Genomic DNA, 24,627 nt, shown 5'->3' with positions numbered 1-24,627 from the left:
GATGATCGCGCAAGCTCGAAAGGCTCACGCCGGGCCAAGAAACTATTGGGGCTGCTCCGACATTATCGTTTTCCAGAAGAGCATGATACTGTTCCGAAACAGGCAGCGATTTTGGCCTCCAACCGGCAGCGGCAAATGTCCTCGTCTGATGCTCCGATGAAACGCAGTGACGCAGCCCGCAGAGGGCGGAGACAGACGAAGACCCTATTGCTGATTTTAGCCATCGGATTTCTCGTTTTCGGTGCCGCTGCGGGCACGTTGTATTACGCGCTGCGGCCGATAACGCTTCGGATTGCCGTCGGACCGCCGGGAAGCAACGATCACAAGGTGATCGAAGCGATGACCGAGGCCTTTGCCAACGAAAGCAGGACGGTGAGGTTGTCTCCGATCGCGACCGCCGGAGCGGCCGAAGCTCTCGCTCTGCTCGGTGCCGGCAAGGCCGACCTTGCGGTCGGTCGCGGCGATCTGGAAATGCCGGCCGACGCGCAAACAGTCGTCATCTTGCGCAAGAACTTCGTCGTGCTGTGGTCTTCTTCGGGACCGGCGGGCAAGGGCTCCAAGCGAAAGCCGGCGCCCAAAATCAAGGAGGTCGCCGATCTCGCAGGGCGCAGGGTGGGGGTGATCGGCGCGACCCCGGCGAACGCCGCGTTGCTGAGAGTCATCCTGAGCGCCGCCGGTGTGGAGCCGGACAAGGTCACGGTCACTCAATTCGGCACTGGCCAGCTCGAGGAGCTGGCGCGTGACCCGAGCCTCGACGCCTTCATGGCTGTCGGTCCGCTCGACAGCAAGATAACTGCCGACGCCGTCGCCGCGACCGCCCGGGCGCGTGGCGAGCCGAAATTTCTCGCGATCGACGCATCGGAAGCCATCGCCCTGAAGCATCCGCGTTATGAATCGGAGGAAATTCCGCCAAGCATTTTCAATGCGAATCCAGCCTGGCCCGATGACAAGGTGGAGACCGTCAGTGTCAGCCATTTGATCGTCGCCCGGAAAGCCTTGTCCGAAACGACAGTGTCAGCGTTTTACCGCCAGCAATTTGCCCTCCGGCAGGCGATTGCCAGGCAGGTGCCTGGCGCTGCGCAAATCACCAAGCCGGACACCGAGAAGGAAGCCGAGCTGCCGGTTCATCGGGGAGCGGCGGCCGTGATCGACGGGACCGAGCGCACCTTCCTCGACAGATATGGCGACTACTTCTGGTTTGCGCTCCTGCTTCTCTCCGGCATTGGCTCGGCCGGCGCCTGGCTGCGACAATATCTGAATCGGGATGAACGCGACGAGAACACTGGCCATCGCAACAGAATTCTGGCGCTGGTTTCCAAGGTGCGCACCGCGGAATTCGACCACGAGCTATTGGCCATGCAGCAGGAGGTCGACGCCATCATCGTCGAAACACTTGGCTGCTACGATGACGGCGCCATCGAGGAAGAGGAGCTGGCAGCCTTCGGCCTGGTGCTCGAACTGTTCGATCATGCCCTCAGCGAGAGGCGCGCAGCGTTGCAAACCCCTCCTTCGAACGTGCTCGCCGCGCGGCGGTAGCGATACCGGCTTTGGTATCCGGGAGTTGCGTTCATGCGCGTTTCCTCGCCCATTCCTGGTGTGAGCGGTAAGGAGGCAATCGTGGTCTATCCGGCGGGGAGGATCAAGCTGTCCTAGCGTCGGTCTCGCCAGCTCGCGCTGACACGGGCGACATCACAGCTCGGGCAGACCCGACGGCGGCCTGCGTGCGTTGGCTGCTTGCTCGAAGGCATACGCCAGACGCAGCAGCTTGTGCTCGCTCCAGGCGCGCCCTGCGAAAGTGACGCCGAGCGGATAGTCGGGCGTGTCTTTGCCGTCGTCTGTCCCCGAGACGAATCCGCCGGGCACCATGACGCTGGGATAACCTGCCTTGGCGGCGATTGCGGCGCCATAGGCGCCGGGGAATAGCACCGCGTCGAGCTCGTGCTGGTTCATATAGGCGTCCATGCCGCGCGTCCTGGCGGAGAGCAGGTCCATGGCACGTGCGGACTTGTACTCGGGCTCGCTCAGATCGCCCCTGGTCAAGTCAGCGGCGAGGAAGTGGTCCTGTCCGAAACGCAGCGCATTGTCGGCGTTTGCTGCGTTGAAGGCCACGATGTCGGCCATGGTCTTGATGTCAGTGTTGGTCGCCCAATCCCTCAGGTAGAGATTGAGATCGTGCTTCAGCTCGTACAGAAAGACGACCGGCGGCCTTGCGACCGTGCCTTTGTGGGCGCTGAGCGGATTGCGGTTGAGCACAGCCATGGTCGTGCCCGGCCCACCGATCCAGCCAAGTGTGGGCATGCTGGCGCGCACGATGACGGCGCCGAGATCCTCCAGCACCTTGATCACCTCAGCCATCAGCTTGGCCGACTTCGCCGGCAGCTTGCCGTAATAGCAATCGTTCAGCGGGTCAGCGGGGTCGCTCGGCACGCCGATGCGCGCGCCCTTCATCGCGTCGGCGACGAGGCCGGCGGTGTAGTCGGTCGGCCGCCGCTGCTCTTGCGTCGCTGGGTCGAGCGGGTCCTTGGCAGCCAGCACATTCAGCAACATCGCGGCATCGCGCACCGTGCGCGTCATCGGACCGGCGGTGTCCTGGCTGTGCGCAAGCGGCAGGATGCCGGCGCGGCTGATCAGCCCGACGCTCGGTTTCACGGTGACGAGGCCGTTCAGGCTGGCGGGTGCAGCAGCGAGCCCGAGGTTTCGGTACCGATCGAGGCCGCGCACTGTCCGGCCGCCACCGCGACCGCCGAACCCGAGCTTGAGCCCCCTGGGGTCAGAACCGGGATGCCGTGCTCGTCCATCAGCCCTGGTGCGTAGGGGTTCTTCACCTGCCCGCCCAGCGATGAATAGCCCGAGGGCATGTCGATCGCGAGCATGTTGGCAAACTCCGTCAGGTTCGCCTTGCCCAGGATCACCGCGCCGGCGCTCCGCAGCAGCTTGACGATGGTGGCATCATCCCTGGCGCGCGCGCCCTCCAGCGCCAGCGAGCCCGCCGTGGTCGGCTGTTCGTCTCCGGTCGCGATATTGTCCTTGAGTAGGATAGGGACGCCCGCCAGCGGCCGTTGGGCCGACGGCCTCGTGCCGTCGAGCGTGCCGGCGAGCGCATCGGGATTGAGTGCACGGACCGAGTTGAGCTTAGGCCCGTCGCGGTCATAGGCCGCGATGCGCGCGAGATAGAATTCCGCCAGCGCTCTCGCGGTGATCCGTCTGCCGGCCAAGGCATCGATGACGTCGCTCATGGGCGCGTGCGCGAGCATCTGCATGGTCGACGCCGGCGGCTCAGTCAGGCCAGCTCTAGGAAGCTCGGACATTTGCCTTTCCTTGCTCCATTCCATCGCGAGTGCGAGAGGCACTATCGTGGCGGATTTGGCGGGGAGGATCAATGAGGGGCGATGGGTTTCGCAAGCGCCAAGCCCATCTTACGAGCTGCCATCGAGCAATCGCTCCATGACGATCGTGCGTTCGTCACCATGATAGCTGTCGCGCGCCGCCCTGAATCCAAGGCCGGCGTAGAAGGTTTCAGCGGTGATTGAGGAAGAAAGGGTCAGCGAAGGGATGTTGCGCTCGCGTGCGGTACGCTCGATCTCGGCCATCAGCAGCTTGCCGATGCCGCGGGCCTGAACGTGTGGAGCGACGAAGACAGTGCGGACGACGGACCCGTCGAGGCTCGCGGTCCCGACGATGCGGCTGCGGATGGTAGCGACAAAAACGGTGCGTTGCCCAATGAGCTGCCGCACAGCGTCCGGACTGAAGCCGCGCACGATCCTTTCGATGACCTCGTTCGGATAATCCTTCGCGTTGGTTTCCCGCAGTGCACGCACGATGACCGCGCTGATATGAGCGGCGTCATCTTCAAGTGCAGGACGGATTGTGCATTCCATGGGCCACTCCAGTTCGCGGCGTGAAAAGCACAAAGACCGCTCGCTATTGCAGTCCCAGACCGCTGCAGTACCACGCCATGTCTTCGTGTCTCCAGCCGCGCTTGACGCCTGATTCCTTGCATTCATTGTAGGTCTTGAAGTTAGCTCCGTTTCGGCAGCCTGACGGATAGCTCCCAAAGCCGCCACCCGAGGTGGAACATGCGACCGAACTGGCCGCCGTGGTCGGGGCGACAGTGGCTTTGGGTGCTGCGTTCGCTGATGTGATCGACAAAATCAGCAAGCCCCCTAACGCAAGAACCGACGCTTTCATTGCATTCTCCTGATGGAACGATGCGTATACTATCTCAGGATGCATTATAGCTGGAGGCGCAACCTGAATGAAAGAGACCCGCGCTGCGGGCGCCCTCTGGTTTTCCATTCAACACCAAACCGGACAGCGTTGGTTCCTCTGAAGGAACGGTCAGGAGCTCAAGGCGTTTGAGGTAGCGAAAGGACACTTGCATGACCGAGAAATTCGATCCGGCACCGCCGGACAAGAACGCGGAAGATCTCAAGCGTGGCATCCGACGCGACAAGGCCAGGGACGACGAGCTGGACAAGGGCTTGAAGGACAGTTTCCCGGCGTCGGACCCGGTGAGCAGCACCCAGGCGTCCAAGGCAACACCGGACGCATGAAGGAGGGATAGACTATGGGCCTCGCAGCCTATGATATTGTTGGCAGGGACGGTGCCTGGCACGTCGACCACGATGGCGAAATCCGGAACACTTACCAGACCAAGGAAGCCGCTTTCGAGGCGGCTGTGGCCGCGGCATCGCTCGCCATGCGGCAGGGTCATTCCGTCCGGCTAACGGTGCCGGAGAGCGAGAACACCGTCGGCGCAGAAAATTCGGGCGGATGACCTTCGAGAGCATCCTGGTTCTACACGGCCGCCAGCAAATGGGCGGGCGCAAACGGCTTGCGCAAAAAGGTCGTGTTGGGCGGCAGCGGCGCCATCACCGTCCCGGACATCAGCACGATGTTGAGCCCCGGATGAGCACTGCGAGCGTATTCTGCGAGCTCAAGCCCGGTCATTCTCCCCGCGAGGTTGTGATCGGTGATGAGCGCCCGTAGCTCCGTGCCCGTCGACGCCACGATAAGCTCCGCGGCTTCCGCAGTGGCGCACTCGACGACTTCGAACCCTTCGTCCTTGAGAAGGTCGGACAGAACTTCGCGCTGGAGTGAGTCGTCCTCGACCAGCAGCATGACGAAATTCGACATGCGGTCATTCCCAACTTATCGGATGTTAATGCGCATCCCGGAAGATTGTTCGGTTGTGATGTCTTCGTTCGGCGCTCCTTGCGCCACGGCATGATCAGTCGAACATGTTGCATTCTCCTTGAGGTTTCGACGCAGGCGCCGAAGCGGGGATCGAACAGGAGCGGCAATGGCAATCGTCTTCATCACCGGCAGCACGGACGGTCTGGGCCGCGCAGCTGCCCAGTCTCTGCTCGAACAGGGCCACCAGGTCGTCCTGCACGCACGATCAGCGGAACGTGCGACCGCAATCTCCGAGCTTGAATCGCATTCCGCACGGGTCGTGATCGGCGATCTCAAGAGCGCCGCCCAGACGAGACACGTGGCAGATCAGGTCAACGCAATCGGACGAATGGACGCGGTCATCCACAACGCCGGGGTCTATACCGAGCGCAGCCGCGGCCCGACGCCCGAAGGCCACGCCACCACCCTGGCAATCAACACGCTCGCGCCCTATTTGCTCACCGCCCTGATGAAGCGCCCCGATCGGCTGGTGTATCTCAGCAGCGGACTACATCGCGGCGGAGAGGGATCGTTGAGCGATCTCGACTGGACGAGGCGAACCTGGGATCCGGCCAAGGCGTACGCGGAGAGCAAACTGCACATGGTCGCACTGGCCTTTGCCTTGGCGCGGCGTTGGCCGCAGGTGCTGAGCAACGCCGTCGATCCCGGCTGGGCGCGCACCAAAATGGGCGGTGCCGGAGCGCCGGTCGGCGTGGCCACCGGACAACGGACGCAGACCTGGCTCGCTGTGAGCGATGATCCCGCCGCCCTGGTCAGCGGTCGTTACTGGCATGACCTCCGGCAACAAGAGCCGGCGCACGAAGCAGTTGATCCCAATTTTCAGGAGCGGCTTCTGGACAGGCTGGGCGAGTTGACGGGAGTGATGCTTCCACCGGCGTAGAAGCAATTCGCCTGAAGCCCACATCTTCCCAAAGCGTCGGGAGGCCGATGCTGCCTCTCATGCGCACGGCATTGCCACGTGCTGCATGATGCCATCATGCCCCTGTTTTGCCCGACGAGTCAAAGAAATTCTGAAAATCAAAAGTTCAATCCGAACAAGCCCCTCGCTACTGTGCATGGGGTTGTTTTCGCGTTTTTTGTTTTCGGTCCCGAAAAGCGCGGACCGGACCTGTCTCGCCGCGCTCGCGGCGGCCTAAAGCCGTCGCCTCAGCTGTCCACCTTCAGCGCGGCGATGAAGGCTTCCTGCGGGATGTCGACCTTGCCGAACTGCCGCATCTTCTTCTTGCCTTCCTTCTGCTTCTCCAGAAGTTTGCGCTTACGCGTGATGTCGCCGCCGTAGCACTTTGCGGTGACGTCCTTGCGCAGCGCGCGCACCGTCTCGCGCGCGATCACCTTGCCGCCGATCGCCGCCTGGATCGGGATCTGGAACATGTGCGGCGGGATCAAATCCTTCATCTTCTCGACCATGGCGCGGCCGCGGCCTTCGGCGCGGGTGCGATGCACCAGCATCGAGAGTGCGTCGACCGGCTCGTTGTTGACCAGGATCTGCATCTTGACGAGATCGGCCGGCTTGTAGTCGGTGAGATGATAGTCGAACGAGGCGTAGCCCTTGGAGACCGACTTCAGGCGGTCGTAGAAGTCGAACACGACCTCGTTGAGCGGCAGATCGTATTTCACCATCGCGCGGGAGCCGACATAGGTCAGCTCCTTCTGCGATCCGCGGCGGTCCTGGCACAGCTTCAGCACGCTGCCGAGATATTCGTCGGGGGTGAGGATCGTGGCCTCGATCCAGGGCTCCTGGATCTCCGCGATCTTGACCACGTCCGGCATGTCGACAGGATTGTGAATCGAGATTTCCTGTCCGTCGGTCAGGCTCATCTTGTAGATCACGCTCGGCGCGGTCGCGATCAGGTTGAGATCGAATTCGCGCGACAGACGCTCCTGGATGATCTCCAGGTGCAACAGCCCGAGGAAGCCGCAGCGGAAGCCGAAGCCGAGTGCGGCCGAGGTCTCCATCTCGTAGGAGAAGCTGGCATCGTTGAGGCGTAGCTTGCCCATCGCCGCGCGCAAGGTCTCGAAGTCGTCGGCGTCGGCGGGGAACAGGCCGCAGAACACCACGGGAATGGCCGGCTTGAAGCCCGCCAGCATCTCGGTGACCGGCTTCCTGTCGTCGGTGATGGTATCGCCGACACGGGTGTCGGCCACTTCCTTGATCGCGGCGGTGATGAAGCCGATCTCGCCGGGGCCGAGCTCGTCGACCTGCGTCATCTTCGGGGTAAAGAAGCCGACGCGCTCGATGTCATAGGCCGCGCCCGTGCCCATCATGCGGACCCGGCTGCCCTTCTTCATGACGCCGTCGACGACGCGGATCAGCACCACCACGCCCAGATAGACGTCGTACCAGCTGTCGACCAGCAGCGCCTTCAGGGTCGCTTCGCGGTCGCCCTTCGGCGGCGGCAGGCGGGTGACGATCGCTTCCAGCACGTCGGGCACGCCGAGACCGGTCTTGGCCGAGATCATCACGGACTCGGACGCGTCGATGCCGATGACGTCCTCGATCTGTTGCTTGACCTTCTCCGGCTCTGCGGCGGGAAGATCGACCTTGTTCAGGACCGGAACGATCTCATGCCCCGCATCGAGCGCGTGGTAGACGTTGGCGAGCGTCTGCGCCTCGACGCCCTGGCTGGCGTCGACCACCAGCAGGGAACCCTCGCAGGCCGCCAGCGACCGCGAAACTTCGTAGGCGAAGTCGACATGGCCGGGCGTATCCATCAGGTTGAAGATGTAATCCTTGCCGTCCTTGGCGCGGTAGGCGAGGCGAACCGTCTGCGCCTTGATGGTGATGCCGCGCTCGCGCTCGATGTCCATGGAATCGAGCACCTGCTCCTTGCCCGCCATTTCCCGGTCGGTGAGGCCGCCGGTCATCTGGATCAGGCGGTCGGCCAGCGTCGATTTGCCATGGTCGATATGGGCGACGATGGAGAAATTGCGGATGTTGGAAATGGGGACGGTCGTCATGGGCGCGGGATACCACTCACATCCCCGTGCGGCAACCATATTGCTGTATTTTCAGGGCCTTTGTTCACGCCAAGCTGATTCCACGAAGGCCCGAAACGCGCTACGCAACGCCTGATGTCCAGGCCCATGACGACGACCTCGATCCCGTCTGCCCGAGCGCGCGCGAAGACCCGGGTGAGCTATGCCCGCTTTCGCGCCTGGCTGGTTGCCAGCGCGACCCGCCCCGAGGCGCGCCTCTGGCTGGTGATCCAGCTCGCCATCCTGCATGCGGTGCTCTGGACCTTCATCCTGATCAATCTCAAGGCAGCGCAGGACGTTCACATGGACGTCGCGGAAGCCTGGGGCTGGGGGCAGAAATTCCTCTGGGGCTATGGCAAGCACCCGCCGCTGTCGGGCTGGGTCGCCGGCCTCTGGTTCACAGTGTTCCCGCCGACGGACTGGGCGACCTATGCGCTGGCGATGGCGACCGTCGGCACCGGTATGGTGATCTGCTGGCTCATCGCGCTGCGCGTCGTGGATGCGCGGCGCGCGTTCCTGGTCGTGGTGATGGTCGCGCTCTACCCGATCTTCAATTTCAAGGGTTTCAAGTACAATCCCGACCTGCTCCAGCTCGTCACCTTGCCGCTCCTCGTGCTCGCTTATCTCAATGCGTTCGAGAAGCGGAGCTGGCGGTCCGGAGTGTTGCTCGGCCTTGCCGGCGCGCTGGCGCTGATGACCAAATACTGGGTGCTGACCATGATCGGCGCCATCGGGCTTGCCGCGCTGATCCATCCGGAGCGAATGAGATTCCTGTCGTCGCCGGCACCGTGGGTTGCGATCGCGACGATGGTGGTGGCGATGATCCCGCACATCGTGTGGCTGGCGGACGCGCATTTCGTGCCGCTGACCTATGCCGGCGATACCTACAGCCTCGAGGACAGCGGCCAGGTGCATCAGCTCGTGACCGGCTATGCCCTGCATAATGTCGCGCTGCTGGCATTGCCGGTGGCGCTGGCCGCGCTGGCGATGGCGCTGGTGCCACCTTGGTTCAGGCTGCTCCTGCGTGCGCCCTTGCGCATCGTCACGCGGGACTGGGCGCGCGGCGCGAATTCCAGCGTGAACCTTTCGCAGGCGCGCAACGTCTGGCTCATCCAGATCATCGTCGCGGTCGGCCCCGCGCTCGGTGCGCTGGCCTTCAGCATCTACATGAAGACCGATTGGGGCATCTCGCTGTTCTTCCTGGTGCCCTTGGCGCTGGTCGCGATCCCGGCGTTGCGGGTGCAGAGCGCTGCGCTGTTCAACATCGTCGCGATCTGGCTCGTGCTCAGCGTTGCCACGCTCATTGCCTCGCCCTGGATCGCCGCCCGCGAGATGGCGGCCAATGCCGGCAATACGGCGACTTACGGCGCGCGCTCGGATCTCGCGCGCGAGCTGACGCAGGCCTGGCACGCGCGCTTCGCCTCGCACTGGGCGGTCGTCGCCGGCACCATGGAATCGATCCAGCCGATGGTGTTCTACAGCCCGGATCATCCGGCCGCGTTCACGCCGCTCGAGGCCTGGGGGTCCGGATTGATTTCGCCCGATGACGTCAAGCGATACGGCTTCATCGGCGTGTTCGACCCGGCCGATGGTCGCCTGCCGGCGTTCGAAAAATGGGTGTCCGAAGTTGCGCCGAAGGCCGAGCGCATCGTAATGACGACGCGCCGTTTCACTCACGGCAAAGCCGGTCCGTCGATGAGCTGGAACATCTACATCGCGCCGCCGGGGAATTGATCGAAGCGAATCCGCCTAAATCCCTTCCTCGTTGAATTTGCTTTCAACGAGTTCGGTGATCGCCGCGAGCGCGGCTTCGGCATCATCGCCGGACGCAGCGACCGTGATGGTGGTGCCGGGACCGGCGGCGAGCATCATCAGGCCCATGATCGAGGTGCCGCCGACGGTTTCGCCGCCGCGCGTCACCCAGACCTGCGCGCTGAAACGCTCGACGGCCTGGACGAACTTGGCGGAGGCCCGCGCGTGCAGGCCGCGCTTGTTGATGATCAGGAGGTCCTTGGAGATCGCGCCCGCGGGCACGCCCGTCCCGGCTTGCGGCGCCTCGTCGCTCATTTGCCGGCGAGGACGCGGCTGGCGATGGTGACGTATTTGCGGCCGGCTTCCTGGGCCATCGCGATCGCGTCGGGGAGCGGACGCTCCTCGCGCACCTTGGCGAGCTTCACCAGCATGGGAAGGTTGATGCCCGCGAGCACTTCGACCTTCGGCCGGCTCATGCAGGATATTGCCAAATTGGACGGCGTGCCGCCGAACATGTCGGTGAGGATCGCGACGCCGTCGCCGGAATCGACGCGGTTAACCGCCTCGATAATGTCGCTTCGACAGAGATCGGAATCATCCTCGGCGCCGATCGTGATCGCTTCGATTTGCTTTTGTGGGCCCATGACATGTTCAAGCGCTGCCTTGAATTCGTCGGCAAGGCGCCCGTGGGTCACAAGTACTAGACCAATCATCGGAAAACTCCTCGCGGGCGCTTTTGGTGCACCGCACGAACGCGCCACTTTGACCATCCAGAGCCCCCGCGCAAGAGGGGATGTTGCGTATCTCCCTGAATCTAGACGGATGGATAAGGGGAGCTGCGCCGGTCTATTCGGTCGCGAGTGTGGGGTTCATATGGTTACCATTTCCCTTCAAACAATCGCCTGAAGGGTTAACGGGAGATGAACTCTTGGTAGTGGTCAAGGCCGCGACAACCAGAGGAAGGGGCAAATAGTCGCGGCCGACTGGGATTCGTGGTATTTCGACACCTAAAATGGCTGTTTTCAGGGATTGGGCCGGCGGCAGCCGCTCCGCATCCGCGGCGTCCAGATCGACCACGAGGCCGACGGTCGCATGCTCCACAAAGTCGCAGCGGCGGATTCCCAGCCCCCGGATCTCGATCAGGCCGGCCAGAACCGGGGCGGGGCGGACCTCAATTTCGCGGCCGACTGTCGCCAGATGGACACGGTCATCACCGACCAGAACGGCCGTTTCGAGCACGCCGCTGCGTCCTGCCATGATCAAATCGAAGGCAAGGCGCGACTTGCCGGAGCCCGAGGGCCCGCGGATCAGCACCGCCAGATCTCCAACCTTGACCGCCGAGGCGTGAACGCTGGGCCCACCGTCGCTCATAGCGCCGGTAGCCTCACCACGAAACGCGCGCCGACAACACTGGGCGCGCCGTCCTCGTCCGCCGGGCCGAGGCGGTTCTCCGCCCAGATGCGTCCGCCATGCGCGTCGACGATCTGCTTGGAGATCGACAGGCCGAGGCCGGAGTTCTGGCCAAAGCCCTGATGAGGGCGGTCGGTGTAGAAGCGCTCGAAGATGCGCTCCAGCGCGTCGTCGCGGATTCCGGGGCCGTCGTCGTCGACCACGATCTCGATCTCTCCGCGTACGCGGCGGCAAGTGAGGCGCACCTTGTTGCCGGGCTCGGAGAAGGACTGTGCGTTCGAGAGCAGGTTGGAGACCACTTGTCCGAGCCGCGAATCGTGGCCGGTCACGGCGAAATTGTCGGTCGGGCTGCGGCCCTCGAAACGCATTTCGACCGCGACGTCATGGCCGAGCTTGGTTTCATTGGCGACGGAGACGAGCGTCGTCAGCAGGCGGCGCAGGTCGACCGGAATCGCATCCTGGCGCTGCAGTTCTGCATCGAGACGGCTGGCGTCGGAGATGTCCGAGATCAGCCGGTCGAGCCGCTTGACGTCATGCTCGATCACCTCGAGCAGGCGCGCGCGGCTGTTCTCGTTGCGCGCCAGCGGCAACGTCTCGACCGCGGAGCGCAACGAGGTCAACGGGTTCTTCAATTCGTGCGCGACGTCGGCGGCGAACATCTCGATCGCTTCGATGCGGCTGTAGAGTGCACTGGTCATGTCGCGCAGCGCACCGGAGAGATGGCCGATCTCGTCGCGACGACGGGTGAAGTCGGGAATTTCGACGCGGGTCCTGATCCGGCGGCGGATCAGCTCGGCGCTATCGGCGAGCCGGCGGACCGGACCTGCGATCGTGCTGGCGAGCAGCAGCGACAGCATGATCATGACCGCGGCGGCGACGCCGCCCACTTTGAGGATGGCGAGGCGCTCGGCGGTGACCATCTGGTCGATGTCGTCGCCCTGCGTCGACAGCATCAGCGCGCCATGGATGGCGCGCGAGCGCAGCACGGGGACCGCGACAGAGACGATCACCTCGCCGCGCGCATTGACCCGCACCATCGAGCGCTTCTGGCCCTGGAGCGCGTCGCCGACCTCCGCATAGCCATTGCCGTTCTCGGGGCCGAGCTCGCGATAGAGCGGCAGGTCGCCGCGATTGAGCCAAGTACGGACCGCGACCATGCCGCGTTCGACCATGCCAGGCTTCTCGGCGGACACTGACGGCAGGGGGAAGCGCACCACGGTATCGAGGCTGCGGCTATCGACCAGCAGGCTGCCGTTCGGGTCGTAGATGCGGGCGCGCGTCTTGGTCGGCGAGATCAGCGTGCGCAGCACCGGTGCCACGCGCTCCGGATTGATCGGAAAATCCAGCGGGGAATACTCGTCCGAGCCGCCATAGGTCTCGCCCGGCTTGAGGTCGAGCAACCGGTCGGGGTCGATGGTGATGGCGTTGGTCTGCACCGTCGCGGACGCCGCGATCGCGCCGGCGATGATCTCCGCCTGCACCAGCAGGCTCTGCGCGCGCGCGTCGATCAGGCCGGCGCGGAATTGCGACAGATAGAGGATGCTCGCCACCAGCGCGACCAGGCCGGCGAGGTTGAGCGAGACGATGCGGCGGGTCAGGCTCGAGAAGGACAGCGCGAAGAAGAACTGCCCGGCGCGCTTCAACCAGTTCAGTGGACGCCAGCCCCGCACGGCCAGCTTGTCCTCAGCCAATTGATCCGGAGCGCCGTGGGCGGTGACGTCCTCGGCGTTCTGGTTCTCGTCAGGCTGCGTTCGGTCAAGCAATGCTCACGCCCGCGTTAGGACAGCTCGTGCGAAGGTCCCCGCATCCTAGAGCCATCCCGGTCCCGATGGAATCAGAACCGGCGATGCTCTCGGTCTTTCGTGGAGGCGCGTGCGCCTCAGGCTTCCTTGAAGCGGTAGCCGACGCCGTAGAGCGTCTCGATCATCTCGAACTCGTTGTCGACCACCTTGAACTTCTTGCGCAGCCGCTTGATGTGGCTGTCGATGGTGCGGTCGTCGACATAGACCTGGTCGTCATAGGCGGCGTCCATCAGCGCGTTGCGGCTCTTCACCACGCCGGGCCGGGTCGCGAGCGCCTGCAGGATCAGGAATTCGGTGACGGTCAGCGTCACCGGCTCGTTTTTCCAGGTGCAGGTGTGCCGTTCAGGATCCATGCGCAGCAGGCCGCGGTCGAGCGCCTTGGCGTCGTTCTCCTTCGGCGTGACGGTCGGGTCCTTCGGCGCCGAACGGCGCAGCACCGCCTTGACGCGCTCGACCAGCAGGCGCTGCGAGAACGGTTTGCGGATGAAGTCGTCGGCGCCCATCTTGAGGCCGAACAGCTCGTCGATCTCTTCGTCCTTCGAGGTCAGGAAGATCACCGGCAGGTCGGATTTCTGCCGCAGCCGGCGCAACGTCTCCATGCCGTCCATGCGCGGCATCTTGATGTCGAGGATGGCAAGATCGGGCTGGGTGGTGCGGAAACCGTCGAGCGCTGAGGCGCCGTCGGTATAGGTCATGATGCGATAGCCTTCGGCCTCCAGCGCGATCGAGACGGATGTGAGAATGTTGCGGTCGTCGTCGACCAAAGCGATTGTGGGCATGAGCCTCTGCTTTCTGCTTTCCGTTTGGGTCGTGGCTTGAAAACGGCGAGCAATCCACTGATGCGCCGCATACATGGGTGCCGATGTTGGCATTCGAACCTTGTCACCGAGCAATGCAAGCTAGGCTGAAGTGTGACCAAGTTCCACGAAACACGGCAGATTCGCCGCATCTCGACCCATAACCGGGCCCCGGTTTACCCGAAAAAGGCCCTCCATGCAACCACCTGACCCGAGAAAGCCGATGCAACCGACCCCCGACTTCGACCCCGGAAAGCTCGCCAAATCGCTGCTGCGGCGGTCACGGCAGGGGGCCTTGGCGACATTGATGGCCGGCAGCGGCGATCCTTATTGTTCCCTGGTCAATCTGGCGAGCCATCCGGATGGCTCTCCGATCCTGCTGATCTCAGGATTGGCCGTGCACACCAGGAACATCCTGGCCGACAGCCGGGTGTCCTTGATGCTGGACGAGCGGGCGGCGGGCGATCCGCTGGAAGGTGCCCGGATCATGCTGTCCGGCCATGCCGAGCCGGCCGATGCCGACAAGGATCTGCTCCGGCGACGGTATCTCAATGCTCATCCCTCAGCGGGAGCCTTTGTTTCCTTTAAAGATTTCTCTTTCTTTCGGATCCGGCCTACGGGAACCCATCTGGTCGCCGGCTTCGGCCGGATCGTCGACCTCAAGCCGGAGCAATTCCTGACCGACCTCACGGGGGCCGAGGACTTGCTGACGGCGGAGGAGGGCGCGGTGGAGCACATGAATGCCGACCACCGCGAGGCCATGGGCCTCTATGCAACAAAACTGCTCGGTGCTGCCGCGGGCGACTGGCGCTGCACCGGCTGCGACCCGGAGGGCCTCGACATGCAGGACGGCCAGACCGTCTTGCGGCTGGATTTTCCGGAGCGGGTGGCTGATGGCACGGCGCTGCGCAAGATGCTGGTTCGCCTCGCCGGCGAAGCGCGCACCAGGATGAACCAGAGCGCAACACATTGAACGCTGCTGCCCATCGCCGCGACCCAAGTTCGTTACCGGTCAGAAGGCGGCGGCGAGAGCGTCATGACAGAATGGAATAGACGGACGCTGGTTGCGGGTTTGACGCTCGCGATCACCGCATCGCTTGTCACGCCTAGCGTCGCCCAGAAAGGTCTCGCCGCGGAGAGCGCGCGGATCAACACCCTCATGAGCGCCGGCAGATATTCGGAAGCACTGCCTTTGGCGCAAGGTATGGTCGCGAACCTGGAGAAGAGCGACACAGGTCGCGAACTCGCCGCCGCGCTGAACAACCTCGGCCAGGTTCATGCCGGTCAGGGCCACGACGATCTGGCGGAGCCGCTCTACAAGCGCGCCATCATGCTGATGGAAAAGTCGCTCGGTCTCGAAACCCCGTTGATCGGAGCCGAACTGAGCAACCTCGCCGCGCTCTACCAGCGGCAGAGCCGCTACGCCGAGGCTGAGCCGCTGTTCAAGCGCGCGCTCGCCGTTCGCGAGAAGGGATTGTCGCGCGAGCATCCCGATGTCGGCCAGTCACTCAATAATCTCGCCACGCTCTATGTGAAGCAGCAGCACTATGCCGAAGCCGAGCCGCTGTTTCAGCGGGCGCTCGCGATCTACCAGAAGGCTGGCGGCTCCGAGCATCCGGCGGTGGCCACCGTCCTGAACAATCTCGGCCAGGTCTATCGCGATCTCAATCGCGATGCGGACGCGGAAGCGCCGATCAAGCGCTCGCTCGCGATCCGGGATAAGGTGCTGGGACCGGATCATCCCGACGTCGCCCGCTCGCTGAACAATCTCGCCGGCCTCTACGAGCACCAGCAGCGCTACGGTGACGCCGAGCCGCTCTATCGTCGCGCGCTGGTCATCCGCGAAAATGCACTCGGGCCCGATCATCCCGAGGTCATGACCTCGACCGGCAATCTGGCTTATTTCCTCTACGTGGCCGGGCGCGCCGCGGACGCATTGCCGTTCGCGGAAAGGACTCTTCGGGGCGATCGCGCCCAGTTGCGCATCGTCTTGCCGGTCCTGTTCGCCGCGCGCCAACAAGATCTGCTGTCCGGCGACAAGGCGCTCGACGAGGCCCTCGCCGCGATCCAGCGCGGCACGCAATCCTCCGCCGCATCCGCCGTGAACAAGCTCGCGGTTCGGCTTGCCGCCGGCAGCGACCGGCTCGCCGAGCTGGTGCGCCGGGATCAGGATCTCGCGGCTGAGTCAGAGGCACTCGACAAGGCGATCGTTGCCGCAGTGTCGAAGCAATCCGCGCAGCGCGATCTCGCAACCGAACAGCGCAGCCGCGCGCGGATTGCAATGATTGCCAACGAGCGTGCGGGCTTGCAGAAGACGCTCGCGGTCGAGTTTCCCGACTACGCGTCACTCTCCAATCCGCTGCCGTTGACGGCAAAGGACATCCGGCTGCTGCTGTCGGCCGACGAGGCGATGGTGCTCTATTCCGTCGTCGACAAGCAGAGCTATGTCATCGCGATCACGCGCGAGGGCGTCGACTGGAAGGCCATCCCACTCGGCGCGGATGCGCTGACGCAGAAGGTGACGGCATTCCGCAAGGGACTCGACGTCGGCAAAGCGCGCGACGCCTCCGGCAAATCCGGATTGTTCGATCTGGCGCTCGCCAACGAGCTCCATGTCGCGCTGCTCGGTCCGGTCGAGGCGTTGACAAAGCACAAGCACAGCCTGCTGGTGGTGCCGTCGGCTGCGGTGACCGCATTGCCGTTTCATCTGCTCGTCACGGAGAAGCCGCAGGCTGCGATCCCGGACACGCTCGAAGGCTATCGCGGCGCCGCCTGGCTGCTGCGGCGCCAGGCCGTCTCGGTGCTGCCGTCGGTGGGCAGTCTGAAATCGCTGCGGGCCTTCGCGCGTCGGGATCAAAGCGTGAAGCCGATGACCGGCTTCGGCGATCCCGTGTTCAATCCTGCACTGGAAGGGCCCGCCGAGCGGCGCGCCGCGAACGGCAAGGTCGCCGCGCGCAGCATCGCGACCATCGCCTATAGTGATTTCTGGCGCGGTGCCGGCGTCGATCGCGCGCGGCTTGCGCAGGCGCTGCCGCAACTGCCCGACACCGCCGATGAGTTGAACGCGGTGGCCAGGGATGTCGGGGCTTCCGAGGCCGACATTCATCTCGGCCGCGACGCCAGCGAGACGACGCTCAAGCGTGCAGCGCTTGCTCAATACGGCATCATCTACTTTGCCACCCACGGCCTCGTTGCCGGCGACATCAAGGGACTGGGTGAGCCCTCGCTCGCGCTCTCCATTCCCGATCAGCCCACTGAACTCGACGACGGTCTACTCACCGCGAGTGAAGTCGCTCAGCTCAAGCTCAATGCGGATTGGGTTGTGCTGTCGGCCTGCAACACCATCGCGGGCGACAAGCCCGGCGCCGAGGCCCTGTCGGGACTGGCGCGCTCGTTCTTCTACGCCGGTGCGCGCGCGCTCCTGGTCTCGCATTGGGCCGTGGATTCGGAAGCTGCCACCCGCCTGACCACGATGACTTTCGAGCTGCTCAAAAACGAACCACAAATCGGGCGTGCCGAAGCCTTGCGCCGCGCGATGTTAACCTACGTTGACGACACCTCGTCTCCGCGCAACGCCTATCCTGCGATATGGGGGCCCTTCGCGCTCATCGGCGAAGGCGCGGTACGATAGGGTGGCCTTGGAATTTTCATCGAGACCGTCTTGGGCATTGTGCGTCGCAATAACCTTGTGAAACGCCGAAACGCGCATTTGGTTGCGCGATCATTGTTGATTTTTTGATGCGCCTGCTCAGAGCTGACATGCGCGACGTTTGGCGCGGTCCTTGAATAAACCAAATCCGAAGGGATCAGCTTGGCAACGCCTGCGTTCATCAGTATTAGGTCGTTCCAACCGAGGCCGAACGGCCTGTAATCACGGTGACCGCGGCGGCGCCAAGCATGATCGCGCTGAGTGGGTTCTAGGAGGATTTTTCGTGCAAGAGACGGGCGTGCGCAACGGTGCCTTCGGCGCCGACAAATTCGGCTTAAAGAATCTCAAGCAGGTTCACTGGAACCTCGGTGCGCCGCAACTCTATCAATACGCGCTCTCCGCGGGCGAGGCGGTGCTGTCGGCCGATGGCGCGCTCTGCGCCGACACCGGCGAGTTCACCGGCCGCAGCCCCAAGGACAAATTCACGGTGCGTGACGCCACCACCGACAAGAAGATGTGGTGGGCCGGCAACCAGTCGATCACCGCAGAGCAGTTCGAGACGCTCTACCAGGACTTCCTCAAGCACGCCGAAGGCAAGTCGCTGTTCGCACAGGACCTCTATGGCGGCGCCGATCCGGCTTATCGCATCAAGACCCGCGTCTTCACCGAGCTCGCCTGGCACTCGCTGTTCATCCGCACGCTGCTGATCCGTCCCGAGGCGATCGAGCTCTCGGCGTTCGTGCCCGAGCTCACCATCATCGACATGCCGAGCTTCCGCGCCGATCCGAAGCGCCATGGCTGCAAGTCGGAGAATGTCGTCGCGATCGATTTCGCCCGCAAGATCGTGCTGATCGGCGGGTCTTACTATGCCGGCGAGATGAAGAAGTCGGTCTTCACCACGCTGAACTACTATCTGCCCGAGCGCGGCGTGATGCCGATGCATTGCTCGGCCAATGTCGGCGCCAAGGGCGATGCGGCGATCTTCTTCGGCCTGTCCGGCACCGGCAAGACCACGCTGTCAGCCGATCCGAACCGCACGCTGATCGGCGATGACGAGCACGGCTGGGGCCCGAACGGCGTCTTCAACTTCGAAGGCGGCTGCTACGCCAAGTGCATCAAGCTGTCGCAGGAAGCCGAGCCCGAGATCTATGCCGCCTCGACCCGCTTCGGCGCGGTGCTCGAGAACTGCGTGTTGGACGAAGACACCCGCGTGGTCGATTTCGACGACGGCTCCAAGACCGAGAATACGCGCTCGGCCTATCCGCTCGAGTTCATCCCGAACGCCTCGCGCACCGGCCGCGCACCGCAGCCGAAGAACGTGGTGATGCTCGCCGCCGACGCCTTCGGCGTGCTGCCGCCGATCGCCAAGCTCTCGCCGGCGCAGGCAATGTATCACTTCCTGTCGGGCTACACCGCCAAGGTCGCTGGCACCGAGCGCGGTCTCGGCAATGAGCCGCAGCCGGAATTCTCGACCTGCTTCGGCTCGCCCTTCCTGCCGCTCGACCCCTCCGTCTACGGCAACATGCTGCGCGACCTGATCGCCCAGCACAATGTCGACTGCTGGCTGGTCAACACGGGATGGACCGGCGGCAAGTACGGTACCGGCTCGCGCATGCCGATCAAGGTGACGCGCGCGCTGCTGACCGCGGCCCTCGACGGCTCGCTTCGCAACGTCGAATTCCGCACCGATAAATATTTCGGCTTCGCGGTCCCGACCGCGCTGCCGGGCGTGCCGAGCGAGATCCTCAACCCGGTCAACACCTGGAAGGACAAGGACGAGTTCGACAAGACCGCCCGCGCGCTGGTCGGCATGTTCCAGAAGAACTTTGCCAAGTTCGAAGCCCAGGTCGACGCCGAGGTCCGCGCCGCTGCACCGGACGTGAAGCTCGCGGCGGAGTAAGCTTGCGTCATTTGAAATTCGAAAGGGCGGCCGTGAGGCCGCTCTTTTGGTTTTCGAGATGTCTCTCTACCGTCATTGCGAGCGCAGCGAAGCAATCCAGAATCCCTCCGCGGAAACAGTCTGGATTGCTTCGCCGCGCTCGCAATGACGAACTTGCGGAAGCAGCTACGCCTTGAAATACGCGATCTGCGTGCTCGTCGCGAGCAGCCTTCCGTGGGGCGACCACAGCTCGGCGTTCTGGTCGGCGTAGCTCTTGTGCATGATCTTTGAATCTGCGGTCGCCAGCACGCGGGTGATGTCCTCGGCCGCGAGTTCTTCGCTGTCAGTGTGGAAATACGTCGTCAGCGACACCGTGCCGAACGGCACCAGCTCGCGCCGCAAGTGGAAGATGCGGCCGAAGAAGGCGTCCGACATCGACATCAGCGACGGCATGTCCAGCTTGCGCGGCTCGCGATCACTGATCCAGAGCTTTGAGTAAGTGCTGGCGAGTTCGGGCTTGGACGGGCCGATCCGCATCTCGCCCTCGACGAACCGGAATTCATACTGGTTGGCCCAGGACGCCGCGATCTTTGGGAACGGCATCGTCTCTTCGAACGGCTTTGCATCCGGATATTGCGCCACCCTGTGGTCCCAGGACGGCCGGCGTTCGGCGAACACCGCGGTGGCGAGGGTTGCGACCTCGCCGCCGCCTTGCGACAGTTCGACGCTCCAGTGCTGGCTGGAGCGGTTGGCCTTCACCAGTCGCACGTCGAGATCGAACGGCCCCTTGGCGATCGGCGCGCAGTAATTCACGGTGAGCGCCAGCGGATCGCCGGCACGTTCCGGATGCTCGATCAGCGCGCGCAAAATGGTCGCGGCCGTGACGCCGCCGAACGGGCCGACAAAGGCCCAGTAATCGTCGCTGGTGTGTCCCTGCCAGCTCGAGTCACCGGCGGTGACGCGGGTGGCGTCGTCGAAAGGGTGCGGGAGCTTGGCGTGCATTGCTTGATCCGGCGTTCAATGACGGACGTCATATCACGTCCGCCGCCGGCTTGTGCAATTACCTCGTGGGTAACCGATTTCACGCAGCGGAAAATTAGCCGGCGACATCGCGCAGGGTCGGCAGCAGCGGTGTGGTCGGATTGACCGGCACGTTCCAGATCTCCTCGGCATATTCGCGGATGGTGCGGTCGGAGGAGAACCATGCCATGCGCGCGACGTTGAGGATCGAGGCACGCGTCCAGGCCGGCGCCACCTGCCAGCGCGCATCGACGCTACGTTGCGCATCGTAATAGGAATCGAAGTCGGCGCTGACCATGTAATGGTCGAGATAACGCAGCGCGTGCGCGATGGATTCGAAGCGGCCGGGATCGCCGGGCGAGAACTCGCCGGTGCCGATGGCATTGATGGCGCGCTGGAGCTTGGGCGAATTGCGGATCACGTCCGAGGCGTCCAGCCCCTGCTTGCGCCGGATCATCACGTCACCGGCTTCCATGCCGAAGATCGCGATGTTCTCCGCGCCGACATGGTCGCGGATCTCGATGTTGGCGCCGTCGAGCGTGCCGATGGTGAGGGCGCCGTTCAGCGACAGTTTCATGTTGCCGGTGCCGGAGGCTTCCATGCCGGCTGTCGAGATCTGCTCGGAGAGGTCGGCAGCGGGAATGATCACTTCGGCAAGGCTGACATTGTAGTCGGGCAGGAACACGACCTTGAGCTTGCCGCCGATGGCGGGATCGTTGTTGACGACTTCCGCAACATCGTTGATGAGTTTGATGATCAGCTTGGCGTAGCGGTAGCTCGCCGCCGCCTTGCCCGCAAAGATCTTCACCCGCGGCACCCAGTTGCCGTTGGGGTCGTCCTTGATCGACTGGTACAGCGCGACCGTCTCGATGACATTGAGAAGCTGGCGCTTGTATTCGTGGATGCGCTTGATCTGCACGTCGAACAGCGCGTTCGGGTCGACCTTGATGCCGAGCCGCTCGCCGATCAGGCGCGCCAGCGCGGTCTTGTTGTGAAGCTTGACTGCACGGAACTTCTTCTGGAATTCGACGTCGCTGGCGCGGGCCTCGATCAGGCTGAGCTGCGTCGGATCGTCGAGCACGGCATCGCCGCAAGTCTCGCGCAACAGATCGGTCAGCTTCGGATTCGCCAGCATCAGCCAGCGGCGGAAGGTGATGCCGTTGGTCTTGTTGGTGATGCGGCCAGGATAGAGATGGTTGAGGTCGTGGAACACGGTCTCGCGCATCAGGTCCGAATGCATCGCCGAGACGCCGTTGATGCGGTGCGAGCCGACGAAGGCGAGCTGGCCCATGCGCACGCGCCGGCCGCTCCGCTCATCGATCAGCGAGACCGAGGCGCGGAAGTCGATGTCGCCGGGGGCGCGCGCCTCAGCGAGCGCGAGATGCTGCACGTTGATGCGGTAGATGATCTCGAGATGCCGCGGTAACAGCCGTTCGAACAGCTCGACCGGCCAGGTCTCCAGCGCCTCGGGCAGCAGCGTGTGGTTGGTGTAGGACAGCGTGGCGACCGTGATCTTCCAGGCCTCGTCCCAGCGGAAATTGTGGTCGTCGATCAGGATCCGCATCAGCTCGGTGACGGCCAGGCTCGGATGGGTGTCGTTGAGCTGCACCGCGACCTTGCTCGACAGGCTGCGGAGCTGGCCGTCGGAGGCAAGATGCCGCTTGATCAGATCCTGCAGCGAGGCCGAGACGAAGAAATATTCCTGGCGCAGGCGCAGCTCGCGGCCCGCCGGGCTCTCGTCGTTCGGATACAGGAATTTACAGATCGCTTCCGCGCGCGACTGCTCGGCGCTGGCGCTGACATAGTCGCCGGTGTTGAAGGCGTCGAGCTTCAACGGATCGGGCGAGCGCGCCGACCACAGCCGCAGCGCATTGACGTGCTGGCCGCGCCAGCCGACGATCGGCGTGTCATAGGCCATCGCCTGCACGGTCTCGGACGGATGCCAGATCGCGCGATCGCGGCCCTTGTCGTCGACATGCTCGACACCGCCGCCGAAGCGAATGTCATAGATCACCTCGGGCCGCTGCAATTCCCAAGGGTTGCCGAAGCCGAGCCATTCGTCCGGATATTCCTGCTGCCAGCCCTGATTGATGATCTGGCGAAACAGGCCGTAATCATAACGGATGCCGTAGCCGATCGCGGGGATCGACAGTGTCGCCATGCTTTCCATGAAGCAGGCGGCAAGACGGCCCAGACCGCCATTGCCGAGCGCTGCATCCGGCTCGCATTTGCGCAGCTCAGGCAAGGAGACGCCGAGATCGCCGAGCGCGACTTCGAAGATCTTCAGCAGCCCCATATTGTTCAGCGCGTCGCTGAAGAGGCGGCCGATCAGGAATTCGAGCGAGAGATAATAGACGCGCTTGCGCCCTGCATCGTAGCTGTGCTTCTCGGCCGTGAGCCAGCGATGCACGATGCGGTCGCGCAGCGCCAGCGCCGCGGCCTGGTACCAATCGTGTTTGGTCGCCATGCCCGCATCCTTGCCGATGGCAAGGCGCAGCTTCGCCAGGATAGCGCCCTTGATCTCAGCCAGCGCGAGTTCGTCGATGGGCTGGTTGGGGGCGGGAAAATTAGGCTGGAACGATGAATCTTGCAAAGTCGTCACTTCCTGGTCGCGAGAACACTACTGACCCTACGCATCTTGCCTCTGTACCGGAACCATTGCTGGTGCGACCGTGCACTGCGTTGGCGTAAAATTATGCAAGGAACGGGCCGATTTGGGAACCCGGACGCATACGGGGAAACGTGGATTTGGTGCTAGAATGGCGGCCAATTCAGCCATCAGTGTGGAGGAGACGTCCCATGAAAGCTCTGATGAGACCTGTGATGCGACGGCTGATCGAAATCGCCGCGGCCACCTTCCTCGTCGTCTGCATCACGGCGTCCAGCGCCGCCTTCGCCGCCGGCAAGATCGGCCGCAGCGCCGACGGCCTGAGCTGCGCCGTCACGCTTCCGCAAAACGCATCCTCCGCCGCCCGCTGCGCCGCCATCAAGCGCCAATGCGGCGGCAAATTTTACGCAAGCGCGTGCGGGGATAAGTTGATGTCAGCGGCGAATTGAGCAGGGGCTGGTGCAACGAAGAAGGTGTCGTCCTGGCGGAAGCCAGGACCCATTACCCCGCCTGTCAGATGAGGCCTGACCGATCATTCCGGGATTTTCTTCCTCGATCAGCTTGATCTTCCAGTCCCGCTTCCAGAACTTCAGTTGCTTCTCGCGCGCGATAGCTTCCTGGGGAGTCGAGAATGCTTCGACGTGCACAAGGCGGAAGATCTTGTACTTGTGCACGAACTTGGAGCCATGACCCGAGCGGTGCAATTCAAGCCGCGCGCGGATGTCGTTGGTGACGCCGAGATAAATGTCCCGTGATGGCGGCTCGCCAGGATGTAGACGTAGTAGCTGCTTGCGCTCATGGCCTCAGCTCGCAAGGGCAGCGCTGACCGGGGTAATGGGTCCTGGCTTTCGCCAGAACGACGCTCTCAACAAAACACGTTTGCCGTCAGAACAAATTAAGAACACTTTAGCAAGTCTTTTATATATCATTGTGATTCGGCGTGTTGCCGACACCATATCTAGCGTCTGCCAGACTTCGCGAGGACTACATGTCCACCATTGCCTTCGATCAATTTGCCCTCACCAGGATCGCCGATTTCGCGCGCTCGCTGTCGCGGCTGCATCAGGCGGCGCGGCGCCACGCGGTCGACGACGACCAGTTCGACCGCGAGTTCAACGCGGTGTGCCAGTCGATCTGGGGCTACACCATCGACGACGTCAGCGACGATCTGTTTTCGGCGCAGGACCATCTGTTCCTCGACACGCTTGACGAAGCGCATGCGCGCATCTTCGCCGCCGAGCAGGGTTATGATCTCGTCGACGACCAAGGCATGCTCACCGACTGGTGGGGTTTTTGCTGGATGATTTTAGCCGAGAAGCGCGGCCTGCTCACGGCAGACAACCGCGCCGCCGCGCGCGCGGCGATCGAGGAGAAATATCTGGCGGCGCCGAACGTGATCGGCGTGATCATCGGACGGTGACCCATCATCCTCCGTCATTGCGAGGAGCCTCTTGCGACGAAGCAATCCAGAGTGCCTCCACGGAGCCAGACTGGATTGCTTCGCTTCCGCCTTCGCTCTTCGAGCTTCGGCGGACAAG

20 protein-coding genes and 2 pseudogenes are annotated in these 24,627 nt (G+C 63.5%); 10 read left to right on the top strand and 12 right to left on the bottom strand.

Annotated elements, in window-relative coordinates:
* Positions 1-156: 156 nt before the first annotated feature.
* The gene (locus tag AB3L03_RS15135; protein ID WP_051113073.1) at positions 157-1,536 is read left to right on the top strand and encodes a TAXI family TRAP transporter solute-binding subunit; all 1,380 of its coding nucleotides are present in this window, start codon (positions 157-159) and stop codon (positions 1,534-1,536) included.
* Positions 1,537-1,689: 153 nt separating this feature from the next.
* Here AB3L03_RS15135 and AB3L03_RS15130 read toward each other — a convergent pair.
* Positions 1,690-3,236 (bottom strand): annotated as a pseudogene (locus tag AB3L03_RS15130) (amidase family protein).
* A gap of 180 nt (positions 3,237-3,416) precedes the next feature.
* Positions 3,417-3,878, bottom strand: coding sequence for a GNAT family N-acetyltransferase (locus tag AB3L03_RS15125; protein ID WP_018460065.1), 462 nt, complete (start codon positions 3,876-3,878; stop codon positions 3,417-3,419).
* Positions 3,879-4,379: 501 nt separating this feature from the next.
* On the opposite strand from AB3L03_RS15125, the gene AB3L03_RS15120 reads away from it, so the two are divergent.
* On the top strand, positions 4,380-4,553 hold the full coding sequence (locus AB3L03_RS15120; RefSeq protein ID WP_007604975.1) for a hypothetical protein: 174 nt from the start codon (positions 4,380-4,382) through the stop codon (positions 4,551-4,553).
* A gap of 14 nt (positions 4,554-4,567) precedes the next feature.
* Positions 4,568-4,777 (top strand): hypothetical protein, encoded by a 210-nt coding sequence (locus AB3L03_RS15115; RefSeq protein ID WP_085352004.1) that lies wholly within the window; start codon positions 4,568-4,570, stop codon positions 4,775-4,777.
* A gap of 20 nt (positions 4,778-4,797) precedes the next feature.
* Here AB3L03_RS15115 and AB3L03_RS15110 read toward each other — a convergent pair whose 3' ends face one another.
* A complete protein-coding gene (locus AB3L03_RS15110) occupies positions 4,798-5,136 on the bottom strand; it encodes a response regulator (RefSeq protein ID WP_018460063.1) in 339 nt (112 codons plus the stop codon).
* Positions 5,137-5,302: 166 nt separating this feature from the next.
* Here AB3L03_RS15110 and AB3L03_RS15105 point away from each other — a divergent pair, with 166 nt between their 5' ends.
* Complete coding sequence (locus AB3L03_RS15105) at positions 5,303-6,076, top strand: SDR family NAD(P)-dependent oxidoreductase (RefSeq protein WP_368508856.1); 774 nt, start codon at positions 5,303-5,305, stop codon at positions 6,074-6,076.
* Positions 6,077-6,342: 266 nt separating this feature from the next.
* Here AB3L03_RS15105 and lepA read toward each other — a convergent pair whose 3' ends face one another.
* Positions 6,343-8,154: a translation elongation factor 4 gene (gene lepA, locus AB3L03_RS15100; RefSeq protein WP_204513183.1), complete on the bottom strand. Its 1,812-nt coding sequence runs from the start codon at positions 8,152-8,154 to the stop codon at positions 6,343-6,345.
* Between the two features lie 126 nt (positions 8,155-8,280).
* Between lepA and AB3L03_RS15095 the strand changes: the two genes are divergently transcribed.
* Complete coding sequence (locus AB3L03_RS15095; RefSeq protein ID WP_204514047.1) at positions 8,281-9,906, top strand: glycosyltransferase family 39 protein; 1,626 nt, start codon at positions 8,281-8,283, stop codon at positions 9,904-9,906.
* Between the two features lie 15 nt (positions 9,907-9,921).
* Here the strand turns inward: AB3L03_RS15095 and AB3L03_RS15090 are convergent, their stop codons facing one another.
* The 5 genes from AB3L03_RS15090 to AB3L03_RS15070 form a co-directional block, all read right to left on the bottom strand.
* The gene (locus AB3L03_RS15090; RefSeq protein WP_018460059.1) at positions 9,922-10,239 is read right to left on the bottom strand and encodes an HPr family phosphocarrier protein; all 318 of its coding nucleotides are present in this window, start codon (positions 10,237-10,239) and stop codon (positions 9,922-9,924) included.
* Positions 10,236-10,637: a PTS sugar transporter subunit IIA gene (locus tag AB3L03_RS15085; protein WP_007597752.1), complete on the bottom strand. Its 402-nt coding sequence runs from the start codon at positions 10,635-10,637 to the stop codon at positions 10,236-10,238. The genes AB3L03_RS15090 and AB3L03_RS15085 overlap by 4 nt, the downstream gene beginning before the upstream one ends.
* Positions 10,638-10,770: 133 nt before the next feature.
* Complete coding sequence (locus AB3L03_RS15080) at positions 10,771-11,295, bottom strand: HPr kinase/phosphorylase (protein WP_018460057.1); 525 nt, start codon at positions 11,293-11,295, stop codon at positions 10,771-10,773.
* Positions 11,292-13,097 carry a sensor histidine kinase gene (locus tag AB3L03_RS15075; protein ID WP_018460056.1) on the bottom strand — a complete coding sequence of 602 codons (1,806 nt, stop codon included), beginning with the start codon at positions 13,095-13,097 and terminating at the stop codon, positions 11,292-11,294. The genes AB3L03_RS15080 and AB3L03_RS15075 overlap by 4 nt, the downstream gene beginning before the upstream one ends.
* A gap of 116 nt (positions 13,098-13,213) precedes the next feature.
* Positions 13,214-13,915 carry a response regulator transcription factor gene (locus tag AB3L03_RS15070; protein ID WP_007597749.1) on the bottom strand — a complete coding sequence of 234 codons (702 nt, stop codon included), beginning with the start codon at positions 13,913-13,915 and terminating at the stop codon, positions 13,214-13,216.
* 241 nt (positions 13,916-14,156) lie between these two features.
* On the opposite strand from AB3L03_RS15070, the gene AB3L03_RS15065 reads away from it, so the two are divergent.
* From AB3L03_RS15065 to AB3L03_RS15055, 3 genes are all read left to right on the top strand, one after another.
* Positions 14,157-14,906: a HugZ family protein gene (locus AB3L03_RS15065; protein ID WP_026233934.1), complete on the top strand. Its 750-nt coding sequence runs from the start codon at positions 14,157-14,159 to the stop codon at positions 14,904-14,906.
* A gap of 63 nt (positions 14,907-14,969) precedes the next feature.
* Positions 14,970-17,564 carry a tetratricopeptide repeat protein gene (locus AB3L03_RS15060; RefSeq protein WP_368508855.1) on the top strand — a complete coding sequence of 865 codons (2,595 nt, stop codon included), beginning with the start codon at positions 14,970-14,972 and terminating at the stop codon, positions 17,562-17,564.
* A 301-nt stretch (positions 17,565-17,865) separates the two neighbouring features.
* A complete protein-coding gene (locus AB3L03_RS15055; RefSeq protein WP_018460052.1) occupies positions 17,866-19,482 on the top strand; it encodes a phosphoenolpyruvate carboxykinase in 1,617 nt (538 codons plus the stop codon).
* Between the two features lie 165 nt (positions 19,483-19,647).
* Here AB3L03_RS15055 and AB3L03_RS15050 read toward each other — a convergent pair whose 3' ends face one another.
* Positions 19,648-20,463 carry an acyl-CoA thioesterase gene (locus tag AB3L03_RS15050; RefSeq protein WP_368508854.1) on the bottom strand — a complete coding sequence of 272 codons (816 nt, stop codon included), beginning with the start codon at positions 20,461-20,463 and terminating at the stop codon, positions 19,648-19,650.
* 94 nt (positions 20,464-20,557) lie between these two features.
* Positions 20,558-23,074: a glycogen/starch/alpha-glucan phosphorylase gene (locus AB3L03_RS15045; protein ID WP_204513186.1), complete on the bottom strand. Its 2,517-nt coding sequence runs from the start codon at positions 23,072-23,074 to the stop codon at positions 20,558-20,560.
* 230 nt (positions 23,075-23,304) lie between these two features.
* Here AB3L03_RS15045 and AB3L03_RS15040 point away from each other — a divergent pair, with 230 nt between their 5' ends.
* Positions 23,305-23,538 carry a hypothetical protein gene (locus tag AB3L03_RS15040; RefSeq protein ID WP_231189520.1) on the top strand — a complete coding sequence of 78 codons (234 nt, stop codon included), beginning with the start codon at positions 23,305-23,307 and terminating at the stop codon, positions 23,536-23,538.
* 64 nt (positions 23,539-23,602) lie between these two features.
* On the opposite strand, the pseudogene AB3L03_RS15035 reads toward AB3L03_RS15040, so the two are convergent.
* A pseudogene (locus tag AB3L03_RS15035) lies at positions 23,603-23,888 on the bottom strand (GIY-YIG nuclease family protein).
* Positions 23,889-24,077: 189 nt separating this feature from the next.
* Between AB3L03_RS15035 and AB3L03_RS15030 the strand changes: the two are divergent.
* Positions 24,078-24,509, top strand: coding sequence for a hypothetical protein (locus AB3L03_RS15030; RefSeq protein WP_018460048.1), 432 nt, complete (start codon positions 24,078-24,080; stop codon positions 24,507-24,509).
* Positions 24,510-24,627: the final 118 nt, after the last annotated feature.

It is taken from the genome of Bradyrhizobium lupini (genome assembly GCF_040939785.1).
Taxonomy (GTDB): domain Bacteria; phylum Pseudomonadota; class Alphaproteobacteria; order Rhizobiales; family Xanthobacteraceae; genus Bradyrhizobium; species Bradyrhizobium canariense_D.
This window is presented reverse-complemented; position numbering and strand designations above follow the sequence as displayed.